Genomic DNA, 12,985 nt, shown 5'->3' on the forward strand with positions numbered 1-12,985 from the left:
CCGCAGGGCCAATTGGCCTGATTACCCCATAACAGCCATACCGGACACACGAATGGGGCACCCCCGGAAGGCGAGATCTCATATCTGAGATACGGTGCACCCATGGCAGACGACTACCTCGTACGCATCGGCAAGCTCATCCGTGACGCCCGGCAGCACCGCGGCTGGACGCAGAGTCAGCTCGCCGACGCACTGGGCACCAGCCAGAGCGCCGTGAACCGCATCGAACGCGGCAACCAGAACATCAGCCTTGAGATGATCGCCCGAATCGGTGAAGCGCTCGACAGCGAGATCGTCTCCCTGGGCTACGCCGGACCGATGCACCTGCGCGTGGTCGGCCGCCGCCGCCTCTCCGGCGCCATCGACGTCAAGACCAGCAAGAACGCCTGCGTCGCGCTGCTGTGCGCCTCCCTCCTCAACAAGGGCCGCACGGTGCTGCGCCGGGTCGCCCGCATCGAGGAGGTGTACCGCCTCCTGGAGGTGCTGAACTCCATCGGCGTACGGTCCCGCTGGATCAACGACGGCGTGGACCTGGAACTCGTACCGCCGGCCGAGCTCGACATGGACGCCATCGACGCCGAGGCGGCCGTCCGCACCCGCAGCATCATCATGTTCCTGGGCCCGCTGCTCCACCGCATGGACCGCTTCCGGCTGCCCTACGCCGGCGGCTGCGACCTCGGCACCCGGACCATCGAGCCGCACATGATCGCCCTCCGCCGGTTCGGCCTGGACATCACCGCAACCGAGGGCATCTACCACGCCGAGGTGGAGGCCGGGGTCTCCCCCGAACGGCCCATCGTGCTGACCGAGCGCGGGGACACCGTCACCGAGAACGCGCTGCTGGCCGCGGCCCGCCACGACGGCGTGACCGTCATCCGCAACGCCTCCTCCAACTACATGGTCCAGGACCTGTGCTTCTTCCTGGAGGCCCTGGGCGTCCGGGTCGAGGGCATCGGCACCACCACCCTGACCGTGCACGGCGTGCCGAACATCGACGTCGACGTCGACTACTCCCCCTCCGAGGACCCGGTCGAGGCGATGAGCCTGCTGGCCGCCGCGGTGGTCACGGAGTCCGAACTGACCATCCGGCGCGTCCCGATCGAGTTCATGGAGATCGAGCTGGCGGTCCTGGAGGAGATGGGCCTGGACCACGACCGCTCGTCGGAGTACGTGGCGGACAACGGCCGCACCCGGCTGGTGGACCTCACGGTCCGCCCGTCGAAGCTCGAAGCCCCCATCGACAAGATCCACCCGATGCCGTTCCCGGGCCTGAACATCGACAACGTCCCGTTCTTCGCGGCCATCGCGGCGGTGGCCCAGGGCCAGACCCTGATCCACGACTGGGTGTACGACAACCGGGCGATCTACCTCACGGACCTCAACCGCCTCGGCGGCCGCCTCCAGCTCCTCGACCCGCACCGGGTCCTGGTGGAGGGCCCGACCCGCTGGCGCGCGGCGGAGATGATGTGCCCGCCGGCCCTCCGCCCGGCGGTGGTCGTGCTCCTGGCGATGATGGCCGCCGAGGGGACCTCGGTCCTGCGCAACGTCTACGTCATCAACCGCGGCTACGAGGAACTCGCCGAGCGCCTCAACTCGGTGGGCGCCCAGATCGAGATCTTCCGGGACATCTAGAACACCCCGGACCTTCCACGGCGCGGGGCCCCGCGGCTCTCTCCGGAGAGCCGCGGGGCCCCGGCGCTTCGGGCGGGCGGGCGCCGGTTGCGCGTGCAGACACCTTGATGGGCCGCACGCGCGGGGGCTTGAATGAGCCGATGACCACACAGGCGCCCTTTTCGGCCACGGTCGCGGGAGTGCCGCTGGACCGCGTGATGACCGCGCTGCGGCGCGACCGGCCGGTCTTCCACTCCGAGGCGGACCTCCAGCACGGCTTCGCCCGCGCCCTGTGGGACGCGGCCCCCGGGGTGCACTCCCGGCTGGAGGTGCCCCGGCGCCGCCCGGGCCGTGCCGAGTACCTCGACCTGCTGTGCCTGGGGCCGGAGGGCGGGCAGACCCTGATCGAGTTCACGTACTTCACCCGCGACTGGACCGGTACGCTGCCCGGCCCGCCGGACGAGGAGTACCGGCTGCGGAACCACGGGGCGGACGACCTCGCCCGGCTGCGCTTCGTGGAGGACGTCGTGCGGCTGGAGGCCTTCTGCGACCGGCCGGACCGGAACGGCCTGGCGATCCTGGTCACCAACGCCCCCGCCCTGTGGACCGCCCCGAAGCCCCGGCCCACGCCGCCGCGCGACCGCGAGTTCCGCCTGCACGAGGGCCGCACCCTCACCGGCACCCTCCGGTGGGCCGGGGGCACGTACGCCCCCAACACCCGCCACCTCCGCGGCAGCTACCCGCTGGCCTGGCAGCCGTACTCGCACCTCCCGGGCCCGGGCGGCCTCTTCCGCTACCTGGCCGTACCGGTCGCCCCCGGAGCGGAGCCCGACACCCCGGTCACCGCCTGACCGGCTGACCGGCCACCCGTCGCGCCCCGGAATCGGTGTCAGCCCATCGGGGTGTGGGTGCCCTTGAGGCGTTCTATGTCGTCCGGGCGGACCTGGATGACGAAGAGGGCTATCAGGGCGCCGACGGCGGCGAAGATGGCGGCTGCCACGAAGGAGCGGGTGACGCCGTAGGTGAGGACCTGGTCGCCCCAGGGGTCGGGGAGCTGGCCGGTGCGCTGGAAGGCGATGCGTTCCGCCGGGGTGGCCTGGGCGAGGAAGGACGGGACGATCTCCTTGGCCTCGTTGCGGCTGGCCGTGCCGAAGACCGTGACCAGGATGGAGAGGCCGAGTGAACCGCCGACCTGCTGCGTGGCGTTGAGGAGGCCGGACGCGGCGCCGGACTCCTGGTCGGGGACTCCGGAGAGGGCCATCAGGGTGAGGGAGACGAACTGGAGGCCCATGCCGAGGCTGAAGACCAGCATCGGTCCGAGGATGCTGCCCAGGTACGTGGAGTGGATGTCGGTCTGGGTCAGCCAGGCCAGGCCGGCGGCCGAGAACAGCGCGCCGATCACCATGAAGGGCTTGGGGCCGTACTTCGGCAGCAGCTGGGAGGTGATGCCCGCGCCGACCGCGATGACGGCGCTGACCGGCAGGAAGGCCAGGCCGGCTTCGAGGGGGCTGAAGCCGAGCACGTTCTGCACGAAGAGGGTGAGGAAGAAGAACATGCCGAAGATCGCGCAGGCGAGCATCAGCATGATGCCGTAGGTGCCGGCGCGGTTGCGGTCGGCGAACATGTGCAGCGGGGTGATGGGCTGTTCGGAGCGGCGCTCGACGAGGACGTAGACGGTCAGCAGGACGACGGCGGCGGCGAAGGAGCCGAGGGTGAGGGGGTCCCGCCAGCCTTCCTGGGCGGCCCGGATGAAGCCGTAGACCAGGGCGACCATGCCGATGGTGGCGGTCACGGCGCCGGTGAAGTCGAAGTGGCCGGGGTGGCGTTCGGACTCCCTGAGGACCCGGGGCGCGGCGAAGGCGATGAGCAGCGCGATGGGTGCGTTGACGAAGAAGATCCAGCGCCAGTCGAGCCATTCGACGAGGATGCCGCCGAGCAGCAGGCCGATGGCGCCGCCGGCGGCGGAGACGCCGGCGAACACGCCGAACGCCCGGTTGCGGGCGGGGCCTTCGGTGAACGTGGTGGTGATCAGCGCGAGGGAGGTCGGGGAGGCGATGGCGCCGCCGACGCCCTGGAGGGCGCGTGCGGCGAGCAGTTGTCCTGAGTCCTGGGCGAAGCCGCCGAGCAGGGAGGCGAGGCCGAACAGGAGCACACCGAAGATGAACACGCGGCGCCGGCCGAGGATGTCGCCGGCGCGGCCGCCGAGGAGGAGGAGTCCGCCGAAGGTCAGCGTGTACGCGTTGACCACCCAGGAGAGGGTGGTCGTGGAGAACCCCAGCGCCGTCTGGATGTGCGGCAGCGCGATGTTCACGATGGTGATGTCGAGGACGATCATCAACTGGCAGGAGGCGATGACGAGCAGGGCGATCCCGCTCCCGCTTCCTTGGACCTTGCCATTGGTCCCGGTGGTCGGCATGGCACTCGGTTCCACCCTTTCGACGGTATGCCCCGTGCCGGGGGGTCACCACTCGGGCATACTGCCCGCCCGCACGAACGGGGGCTGGCAGTGGTGCAATTTCACATGTCACACTGCTGTGCTATGGACCCCTACCTCGACCTCTCCGCCCGCACCGGCCGCTTCACCTACGGCGCCCCCCGCGCCGCCGCCTTCGGCGACTCCGGCCGCCTGCTCTGGTTCCTGCGCTCCGCCGGCCCCGCCGACCCGGTCGACTCCCTCTGGGTGCTCGACACCGCCGACGGCACCGAGCGCCTCGTCGCCGACCCCGCCCAACTGGCCCCCGGCCCCGCGGAACTCCCGGAGGCCGAACGCCGGCTGCGCGAGCGGATCCGGCTCTGGGCCCCCGGCATCGGCTCGTACGCCCTCGCCGCCGACGGCCTCAGCGCCGTCTTCGCCCTCTCCGGCCGCGTCTTCCAGGCCTTCGCCGACGGCGCCGCCCCCAAGGAGCTGCCCACCGCGGGCCCCGCCTTCGACCCCCGCCCCAACCACGACGGCTCCCGCGTCGCCTACGTCACCGGCGACGCCCTCCACACCACCCCCGGCGACCGGCTCTCCCCCGCCGACGGCGCCCGCTGGGGCATCGCCGAATTCGCCGCCGCCGAGGAACTCGGCCGCTCCCGCGGCCACTGGTGGTCCCCCGACGGCATCACCCTGCTCGCCGCCCGGGTCGCCGAAGGCGCCCTGGAGCGCCGGTACTTCACCGACCCGGCCCACCCCGAGAAGGCACCCGAGTCCTTCGCCTACCCGGTGGCCGGCGGACCCAACGCCGACGTCGCCCTCTGGGTCTTCGGCCCCGACGGCCGCCGCGTCCGCCTGGCCTGGGACGCCACCGCCTTCCCCTACCTCTCCGACGCCTCCTGGGCCTCCTCCGACGAGATCCTGCTGACCGTCCAGGACCGCCTCCAGCAGAACGTCCTGCTGCTCACCGCCGACCCCGCCACCGGCCGCACCCGCGAACTGTCCCGCACCACCCACCCCCAGTGGGTCGACGCCCTGCCCGGCACCCCGGCCCGGCTGTCCGGCGGACGGCTGCTCACCGCCGCCGACACCCCGGGCGGCACCGCCCGCGGCCTCGCCCTGGACGGCGTACCCCTCACCGGCGACGGCATCCAGGTGCGGCGGGTGGCCGGCGAGTACGCGGGCGCGCTCGCCGTGGAGGCCGGCACCCGGGACCCCGCCGAGCAGCAGGTGCTGCTCCTCGGCCCGGGCACCGGCGAGGTACGGGCCCTGGCCGACGGGCCCGGTGTGCACTCCGTACTCGTCGACGGCGGCGCGCTGCTGCTGACCTCGGCCGGCCCCGACGGGGTCACCAGGACCGTACGGACCGCCGACGGCCGGGAGTTCACCCCGCGCGACCTGTCGGAGCCGCTGCCGTACCGGGTGGTGCCGCGGCTGGCCCGGGTCACCGAGCACGGGCTGCCGACGGCCGTGGTCTACCCGCGGGGCCACGTCACCGGCGAGCGGCTGCCCGTCCTCCTCGACGTGTACGGCGGCCCCGGCTACCAGGCCGTGAGCGCCGAGCCGCGCCGCTGGCAGCTGCGCCAGTGGTGGGCCGACCAGGGCTTCGCCGTGGTGACCACCGACAACCGGGGCACCCCCTTCGTCTCCCCCGCCTTCACCCACGCGATGTACCGCGGCTTCTCCGCGGTGACCCTGGACGACCAGGTGGCGGCCCTGCGCGCGCTTGGCGACCGGGACCCCGACCTGGATCTGGACCGGGTGGGCGTGCGCGGCTGGTCGTACGGCGGCTACCTGGCCGCGATGGCGGTGCTGCGTCGGCCGGACGTGTTCCACGCGGCGGTGGCGGGCGCCGCGCCCACGGACTTCCGGTACTACGACACCGCGTACACCGAGCGGTACCTCGGACTGCCGGCCGAGCACCCCGAGGTGTACGAGCGGGACTGCCTGCTCGGGGACGCGGCGGGGCTGTCGCGGCCGCTGCTGCTGGTGACCGGGCTGGCGGACGACAACGTGCACCCCTCCCACACGCTGCGGCTCTCCGAGGCGCTGACCGGGGCGGGCCGGCCGCACCGGCTGCTGGCGCTGCCGGGCGTCACCCACATGACCCCGGACGGGGTGAACGAGAAGCTGGTCGCCCTGGAGCGGGACTTCCTGCTCCGCGAACTGTCCGTCTGAGGAGGGCAGGTCCGCGGACGCCGGGTGCCAGGACACCCGGCCCGCGGGCACCCGGCCCGAGCACATCAGGAGGGGGCCCGGGCGCGCGTCGCGCCCGGGCCCCCTCCCGTGTGCCTCCTGCCGGCGGGGGGTCAGTCCCCGGGGAAGTGGCAGGCCACCTCGCGCGCCTCGCCGGGTACGGCGATGCGCAGCAGCGGGCGTTCGGTGCGGCAGACCTCCTGGGCCTTGGCGCAGCGCGGGTGGAAGGAGCAGCCCGGCGGCGGGGCGGCCGGGCTCGGCGGGTCCCCGAGGAGGGTGATCCGCTCGCGCCGCCGCTCGGCCGCCGGGTCGGGCAGCGGTACGGCGGACAGCAGCGCCCGCGTGTAGGGGTGCTGGGGGGAGTCGTACAGGGCGTGCTTCTCGCCGATCTCGACGATCCGGCCGAGGTACATCACGGCGACCCGGTCGCTGACGCGCTTGACCACGGACAGGTCGTGGGCGATGAAGACGTACGAGAGGCCGAGTTCGTCCCGCAGCCGTTCCATCAGGTTGACGATCTGGGCCTGGACGGAGACGTCGAGTGCGGAGACGGGTTCGTCGGCGACGATCAGCCGGGGGCTGGTGGCCAGGGAGCGGGCGATGCCGATCCGCTGGGCCTGGCCGCCGGAGAACTCGTGCGGGTAGCGGTCGATGTGCTCGGGGATGAGGCCGGTGAGCTCCATCAGCTCGGCGGCCCGGACCCGGGCGTCCGCGGCGCTCCAGCCCTGGACCAGCAGCGGGTCGGAGATGATCCGGGCGACGGTCTGGCGGGGGTTGAGGGAGGAGTGCGGGTCCTGGAAGACCATCTGGAGGTGCCGGCGGTGGGGGCGCATGGCCCCCTGGGAGAGCCGGCCGATCTCCTGGCCTTCGAAGCGGATGCTGCCGGAGGTGGGTTCCAGCAGGCGTACGAGCATGCGGCCGGTGGTGGACTTGCCGCAGCCGGACTCGCCTACCAGGCCGAGGGTCTCCCCGGACCGGAGGGTGAAGGAGACCCCGTCGACGGCCCTGACCGGGGCGCCGCGGCGGCCGGTGGCGGAGCGGCGGCCGGGGAAGGCCATGGTCAGGTCGCTGACGGCGAGGAGCGGGGGCGTGCCGGGCTCCTCGCCCTGGCGGGCCGCGGGGATGCCGGCGGGTGCCGTGGTCATCGGGCTGCCTCCTGGACGGTGCCGGCGAAGTGGCAGGCCGTCATGCGTGCGGTGGCACCGTGGGGTGCGAACGGGGGCCGGTCGGTGCGGCAGCGCTCCCGTTCCTCCTCGGTGCCGGCGGCCGCCCGGGCGCAGCGCGGGGCGAACGCGCAGCCGGGGGCGGGTGCCAGGAGGGAGGGCGGGGAGCCGGGGATGGCCCGCAGGGGCTCTTCGTCGGTGTCGTCGAGGCGGGGCAGCGAGTCGAGGAGGCCGCGGGTGTAGGGGTGGGCGGGTCCGGCGAACAGGTCGTCGACCCGGGCCTGTTCGGCGGCGCGGCCGCCGTACATGACGAGGACCTCGTGGGCGACGCGGGCGACCACCCCGAGGTCGTGGGTGATCATGATGACGCCGAGGCCGCGGTCCTGCTGGATGCGGGCGATGAGTTCGAGGATCTGGGCCTGGACGGTGACGTCGAGGGCGGTGGTGGGCTCGTCGGCGATGAGGAGGTCGGGTTCGCAGGCCAGGGCCATGGCGATCATGGCGCGCTGGCGCATGCCGCCGGAGAACTGGTGCGGGTACTCCCGCGCCCGGCGGGCGGGTTCGGGGATGCCGACCTCTCCGAGCATGTCCACGGCGTGCTTGCGGGCGGCCGCCCGGCGGGTGCGGAAGTGGACGCGGTGGTGCTCGGCGATCTGCTCGCCGACGGTGTAGTAGGGGTGGAGGCTGGACAGCGGGTCCTGGAAGATCATCGCCATGCGGCGGCCGCGGAGCTTCGAGAGTTCCTTCTCGGGCAGGCCGAGGAGTTCGCGTCCTTCCAGGGCGATGGAGCCGGTGACCTCGGCGCCGCGGTGGAGTCCCATGACGGCCAGGGAGGTGACGGACTTGCCGGAGCCGGATTCGCCGACGATGCCGAGGGTGCGGCCGGCCTCGACGGTGAAGGCGAGGGAGTCCACGGCGCGGACGGTGCCGCGGGGGGTGGTGAAGGCGACCTGCAGGTCGCGGACGGCGAGCAGGGGCGGCGCGGTCATCAGTACCTCACCCTCGGGTCGACGACGGCGTACAGGAGGTCGACCGCGAGGTTGGCGACGACGATGAAGAAGGCGGCGAGCAGGGTGACGCCGAGGACGACGGGCTGGTCGGAGTTGACGAGCGCTCCGTAGAAGAGCCGTCCGATGCCGGGGAGTCCGAAGATGGACTCGGTGATGACGGCTCCGGCGAGGAGGCCGCCGAGGTCCATGCCGAAGATGGTGAGGATGGGGGTCATGCCGGAGCGCAGTCCGTGTTTGACGACGACGGTGCGTTCGGGCATGCCCTTGGCGCGGGCGGTGCGGATGTACGGCTCGGCCATGGCCTCGATCATGGAGCCGCGGCTCTGGCGGGCGTACATGGCCGCGTAGAGGAGGGCCAGGGCGGTCCAGGGGAGCAGCAGGTTGGTGGCCCAGGCGAGGGGGTTGTCGGTGAAGGCCTGGTAGCTCGGGTAGGGCAGCAGGCCGGCGATGCGGATGACTCCGTAGATGAGCATCACGGAGGTGAAGTAGACGGGCAGGGAGGCGGCGGCGACGGCGCCGACCATCAGGGCCCGGTCGGTGGCGGTGTCCTTGCGCAGGGCGGCGGTGACGCCGGCGCCGAGGCCGAGGAGCAGCCAGAGGGCGGCGGCGCCGACGGCGAGGGAGGCGGAGACCGGGAGCCGGTCCATGAGGAGGTCCCAGACGGGCAGGGAGTTCTCGTACGAGTAGCCGAGGCAGGGGAAGTCGCAGGCGACGGCGTACTGGCCGGTGCCGAGGGTGCGGCCGGTGAAGATGCCGGTGAGGAAGGTGCCGAACTGCTCCCACAGGGACCGGTCGAGGCCGAGGTACTCGCGGACGACGGCGAGCCGTTCGGGGCTGCAGGTCTTGCCGCAGGCGTCGGCGGCGGGGTCGGAGGGCAGGACGTAGAAGATGAGGAAGGTGACGGCGGCGATGGCGAGCAGGACGCCGGTCAGGGCGAGCAGCCGGCGCGCGAGGTAGAGGATCACGTGCGGCCGCCCCTCGGGTCGAGGATGTCGCGCAGGGCGTCACCGAGCAGGGTGAAGGCGAGCACCGAGAGGAAGAGGAAGGTGCTCGGGATGACGAAGTACATGGGGTCGGTCTCGTAGAAGGCGACGCTCTCGGCGATCATCTGGCCCCAGGAGGGGGTGGGCGGGCGGACGCCGACGCCGAGGTAGCTGAGGGCGGCCTCGGTGCTGATCATGCCGGGGATGAGCAGGGTGGTGTACGCGATGACCGGTCCGGAGACCCCGGGCAGGATGTCGCGGGTGAGGATGCGCCAGGGGCCGGAGCCGCCGACCCGGGCGGCGTCCACGTACTCGCGGTGTTTGAGGGAGAGGGTCTGGCCGCGGACCACGCGGGCGACGCCGGGCCAGCCGAAGAGGCCGATGACGGCGGTCATCAGGACGATGCGGTTGACGTCCTTCGCCACCGACAGCATCGCGATCATGAAGATCAGCGAGGGGAAGGACATGGTCAGGTCCATGAGGCGGGAGAGCACGGCGTCCGTGCGCCCGCCGAAGTAGCCGGCGGCGATGCCGGCCGCGGTGCCGGTGAGCACGACGATCGCGGTGGCGGCGAAGGCGATGAGGAGGGAGACCTGGGCTCCGTGGACGACGCGGGCGAACAGGTCGCGTCCGGTGACGGGTTCGACGCCGAGCCAGTGCTCGGGGCCGATCCCGCCGAAGGAGCCCAGCGGGAGGCCGCCGAGGTAGGGGTCGATGGCGGACTTGTCGAACTCCTCGGGGGACCAGCCGCCCAGGGCGCCCAGCCAGGGGGCGGTGAGGGCCATGAGGACGAAGAGGACGACGACGGAGAGGCTGATGCGGACGGCGGGGCGGCGGCGGAGTTCCCTCCGGGCGAGCTGCCAGGGGCTGCTGCCCGGAGGGACCGCCGCGGCCGGCGCGGTACCGGCTGCGGTGGTGGTCACGGCGACGGGTGTCTCGCGGGTGCGGGTGCTCAGCCCTGGCCCTTGGCGGGGTCCTTGAGGCCGATGGTGGCGTAGTCGATGGCGCCGCTCCAGACGGGGTGGCCGAAGGCGCCGGCGATGTTGGTGCCGATCAGCAGGGGCTTGCGCTCCAGGACGACGGGGACGGCCGGGGCCTTCTGCATGATCTCGGCGTCGAGGTCGATCCAGCCCTGGCGGGCGCGCTGGGCGTCGTCGTAGGCGCTGATCTCGTCGATGCGCTTGATGGTCGCGTCGTCCTTGAACTGCGCGTAGTTGCCGCTGTTGCCCTTGACCTTGATGGTGCGGCCGTCGAAGACGAAGGGCAGGAAGGTGGAGCCGGAGGGGTAGTCGGGGCACCAGCCGGCGAGGGTCATGTCCGGGGCGGTGGTGGTGTCGCCGATGACGTCGTAGAAGGCGCCCGGGTCGACGGTGTCGATGACCACCTCGATGCCGGCGCGGGACAGGCCCTGCTGGAGGGCCTCGGCGCGGGTCTTGTCGCCGGTGGAGACGGCGAGGGAGACCTTGAGCTTCTCCTTGCCGGCGGCCTTGAGGAGTTCCTTGGCCTTGGCCGGGTCGCCGGCGGGGGCGATCTTGAGGGTGTCGGCCTGGGCGCCGCCGGTGAGGGAGGAGGGCAGGTAGGCGGTGGCGATCTCGTTGAAGGCGGGGCCGCCGCCCGCGGTGACCATCGACTCCTTGTCGACGGCGTACTGGAAGGCCTGGCGGACCTTGACGTCGTCGAAGGGGGCGCGCGAGGTGTTGAGCTGGAGCATGGTCGTACAGCCCTGGGACTCGGCGAGCAGGCGGGCCTTCACCTCGGGCTTGGGGAGGACCTTGGGGGCGCTCTCGGGGCGCATGTTGGAGTAGGAGACGGCGGAGGCGTCGGCGCCGGCGGAGGCGATGATGCGGTCGTCGATCTGGCCGCCCTTGAGGCCCATGACGACGACGAACTTGTCCGGGTAGGCCTTGCGGACGGTGTCGGTCGCGGCGTCCCAGTGCTCGTTGCGGACGAGGACGAGCTTCTTGTCGCGGTCGTAGCTCTCGATCTTGTACGGGCCGGAGGAGAAGGGGCGGGAGTCGTACTGGGTGCCCTTCTCCTGGGCCTGCGGGACCGGGGCGAAGGTGGGCAGGGTGGCGGTGGCGGAGAACTCGGCGACGGGGCGGTTGAGTTCGAAGACGATGGTCTTGTCGTCGGGGGTCTTCACCGAGTCGAGGTGCTTGCCCTGGAGGGGGCCGGTGTAGCCCTTGGTGCCGGCGAGGTAGCGGGCGGCGTAGTCGGGGCCGCCGGTGAGGTCCGGGGAGAAGGACCGCTCGACGTTGTACTTGATGTCCTGGGCCTTGATGGGGGTGCCGTCCTCGTACTTGAGGCCGTCCTTGAGGGTGAAGGTCCAGGTGCGGCCGCCGTTGGAGGGCTTGCCGAGGTCGGTGGCGAGGTCGGGGACGAGCTCGCTGCCGGCCTTGCCGGGCTCGGACTTGAAGGTGACGAGGGTGCGGTAGAGCAGGCGGGTGCCGAAGTCCATGGCCGGCATCACCCAGTTGCGGGCCGGGTCCAGGTGGGAGAAGTCCTGGTTGGACAGGATCGTCAGGGTGCCGCCCTTGACCGGGGTGCCGCCGAGGATCTTGCCGTCGTTGGCGGCGGCGGGGTTGCTCGCGCCGCCCTTGCCGGCCTGGCCCTTCTTGGTGTCGGAGCAGCCCGAGGCGCCGAGTGCGAGTGCGGCCACCAGGGCGGTGGCGAGGGCGAGTTGGGTGCGCTTGGTCATGGTCACTCCAGAGAAGGGCCGCGCTGTAAGGTGTGACCGGTAACATAGTAATGTGAAATTGCACTGACAAGGGGTGTGCACCGCCGTTATCCAGCCGTGTCCAAATCCCCGGCCGCTCCACGCACGCGGGGCCCCGACCTGCGCGGTCGGGGCCCCTGTGGCGTGCTGCGGGTGCGGCGGTTACGCGGTGCGGCTGCCGCCGAGCTTGCGCTTGGTGCGCGGTTCCACCGGCTCGTCCCGGCCCTGCGCCCACAGCGAGCGGACGTGGCCCAGGTGGCGGCGCATGCACTCCTCCGCCGCCGGCGCGTCCCCGGCCAGCATCAGGTCGAGCAGCTCGTGGTGCTCCTCGGCGGACGCCACCAGCAGCCCGGCCTCGTCCAGGCCGGTCAGCCCGTACAGGCGCGAGCGCTTGCGCAGGTCGCCCACGGTCTCCACCAGGCGCTCGTTGCCCGCGAGGGCGAGCAGGCCGAGGTGGAAGCGGCGGTCCGCCTCCAGGTAGCCGATGAGGTCGTGGTTCCGCGCGCTGGTGACGATCTCCTCGGCCACCGGGCGCAGGGCCTCCAGGGCCTCCTTGGACGCGATCTGGGTGACCCGGCCGATGGTGGGCACCTCGATCATGGCGCGGAGTTCGGTGTACTGGTCGAGGTCGCGCTCGCTGACCTCGGTGATCCGGAAGCCCTTGTTGCGCACGGGCTCCACCAGGCCCTCGCGCGCCAGGTCGAGCATCGCCTCGCGCACCGGGGTGGCCGAGACCCCGTACTCCGCGGCCAGGCCGGGGGCCGAGTAGACCTGGCCGGGGCGGAGTTCACCCGCTATCAGGGCGGCACGAAGGGCGTGGGCGACCTGGTCGCGGAGCCTCTCCTGGGCTGTGATGAGACTGGTCTGCTTCAGGTCACCCATCGCTTTTC

General features: G+C 72.2%; 10 protein-coding genes. 3 read left to right on the plus strand and 7 right to left on the minus strand.

What is annotated here, in order from left to right; genetic code table 11:
- The first annotated feature begins 102 nt into the window (after positions 1 to 102).
- Positions 103 to 1,632 (plus strand): helix-turn-helix domain-containing protein, encoded by a 1,530-nt coding sequence (locus ACIQUR_RS18130; protein WP_399952290.1) that lies wholly within the window; start codon positions 103 to 105, stop codon positions 1,630 to 1,632.
- A 140-nt stretch (positions 1,633 to 1,772) separates the two neighbouring features.
- Positions 1,773 to 2,462: a hypothetical protein gene (locus ACIQUR_RS18135; protein ID WP_403665136.1), complete on the plus strand. Its 690-nt coding sequence runs from the start codon at positions 1,773 to 1,775 to the stop codon at positions 2,460 to 2,462.
- A 38-nt stretch (positions 2,463 to 2,500) separates the two neighbouring features.
- Here ACIQUR_RS18135 and ACIQUR_RS18140 read toward each other — a convergent pair whose 3' ends face one another.
- Positions 2,501 to 4,027, minus strand: coding sequence for an MFS transporter (locus ACIQUR_RS18140; RefSeq protein WP_403665138.1), 1,527 nt, complete (start codon positions 4,025 to 4,027; stop codon positions 2,501 to 2,503).
- A 123-nt stretch (positions 4,028 to 4,150) separates the two neighbouring features.
- Between ACIQUR_RS18140 and ACIQUR_RS18145 the strand changes: the two genes are divergently transcribed.
- On the plus strand, positions 4,151 to 6,205 hold the full coding sequence (locus tag ACIQUR_RS18145; protein WP_403665140.1) for a prolyl oligopeptidase family serine peptidase: 2,055 nt from the start codon (positions 4,151 to 4,153) through the stop codon (positions 6,203 to 6,205).
- 131 nt (positions 6,206 to 6,336) lie between these two features.
- Here ACIQUR_RS18145 and ACIQUR_RS18150 read toward each other — a convergent pair whose 3' ends face one another.
- The 6 genes from ACIQUR_RS18150 to ACIQUR_RS18175 form a co-directional block, all read right to left on the minus strand.
- Positions 6,337 to 7,368 (minus strand): ABC transporter ATP-binding protein, encoded by a 1,032-nt coding sequence (locus tag ACIQUR_RS18150; protein ID WP_403665142.1) that lies wholly within the window; start codon positions 7,366 to 7,368, stop codon positions 6,337 to 6,339.
- Positions 7,365 to 8,375 carry an ABC transporter ATP-binding protein gene (locus ACIQUR_RS18155; RefSeq protein WP_403665144.1) on the minus strand — a complete coding sequence of 337 codons (1,011 nt, stop codon included), beginning with the start codon at positions 8,373 to 8,375 and terminating at the stop codon, positions 7,365 to 7,367. The genes ACIQUR_RS18150 and ACIQUR_RS18155 overlap by 4 nt, the downstream gene beginning before the upstream one ends.
- Entirely contained in the window at positions 8,375 to 9,361 is a 987-nt protein-coding gene (locus ACIQUR_RS18160; RefSeq protein ID WP_403665146.1) for an ABC transporter permease, read from the minus strand. Before ACIQUR_RS18160 ends, ACIQUR_RS18155 begins: the two co-directional genes overlap by 1 nt.
- The gene (locus ACIQUR_RS18165) at positions 9,358 to 10,302 is read right to left on the minus strand and encodes an ABC transporter permease (protein ID WP_403665148.1); all 945 of its coding nucleotides are present in this window, start codon (positions 10,300 to 10,302) and stop codon (positions 9,358 to 9,360) included. The genes ACIQUR_RS18160 and ACIQUR_RS18165 overlap by 4 nt, the downstream gene beginning before the upstream one ends.
- A 29-nt stretch (positions 10,303 to 10,331) precedes the next feature.
- Positions 10,332 to 12,077: an ABC transporter substrate-binding protein gene (locus tag ACIQUR_RS18170; protein ID WP_403665150.1), complete on the minus strand. Its 1,746-nt coding sequence runs from the start codon at positions 12,075 to 12,077 to the stop codon at positions 10,332 to 10,334.
- A 180-nt stretch (positions 12,078 to 12,257) separates the two neighbouring features.
- Positions 12,258 to 12,977, minus strand: coding sequence for a GntR family transcriptional regulator (locus ACIQUR_RS18175; RefSeq protein WP_403665152.1), 720 nt, complete (start codon positions 12,975 to 12,977; stop codon positions 12,258 to 12,260).
- Positions 12,978 to 12,985 lie beyond the last annotated feature (8 nt).

Origin of the sequence: Streptomyces sp. NPDC101132 (assembly GCF_044759225.1) — a bacterium.
Classification (GTDB): domain Bacteria; phylum Actinomycetota; class Actinomycetes; order Streptomycetales; family Streptomycetaceae; genus Streptomyces.

Excerpts from the sequence above, each read along its gene's own strand:
- ACIQUR_RS18130 (WP_399952290.1), top strand. The coding sequence starts at position 103 with ATGGCAGACGACTACCTCGTACGCATCGGCAAGCTCATCCGTGACGCC.
- ACIQUR_RS18135 (WP_403665136.1), top strand. The coding sequence starts at position 1,773 with ATGACCACACAGGCGCCCTTTTCGGCCACGGTCGCGGGAGTGCCGCTG.
- ACIQUR_RS18140 (WP_403665138.1), bottom strand. The coding sequence starts at position 4,027 with ATGCCGACCACCGGGACCAATGGCAAGGTCCAAGGAAGCGGGAGCGGG.
- ACIQUR_RS18145 (WP_403665140.1), top strand. The coding sequence starts at position 4,151 with ATGGACCCCTACCTCGACCTCTCCGCCCGCACCGGCCGCTTCACCTAC.
- ACIQUR_RS18150 (WP_403665142.1), bottom strand. The coding sequence starts at position 7,368 with ATGACCACGGCACCCGCCGGCATCCCCGCGGCCCGCCAGGGCGAGGAG.
- ACIQUR_RS18155 (WP_403665144.1), bottom strand. The coding sequence starts at position 8,375 with ATGACCGCGCCGCCCCTGCTCGCCGTCCGCGACCTGCAGGTCGCCTTC.
- ACIQUR_RS18170 (WP_403665150.1), bottom strand. The coding sequence starts at position 12,077 with ATGACCAAGCGCACCCAACTCGCCCTCGCCACCGCCCTGGTGGCCGCA.
- ACIQUR_RS18175 (WP_403665152.1), bottom strand. The coding sequence starts at position 12,977 with ATGGGTGACCTGAAGCAGACCAGTCTCATCACAGCCCAGGAGAGGCTC.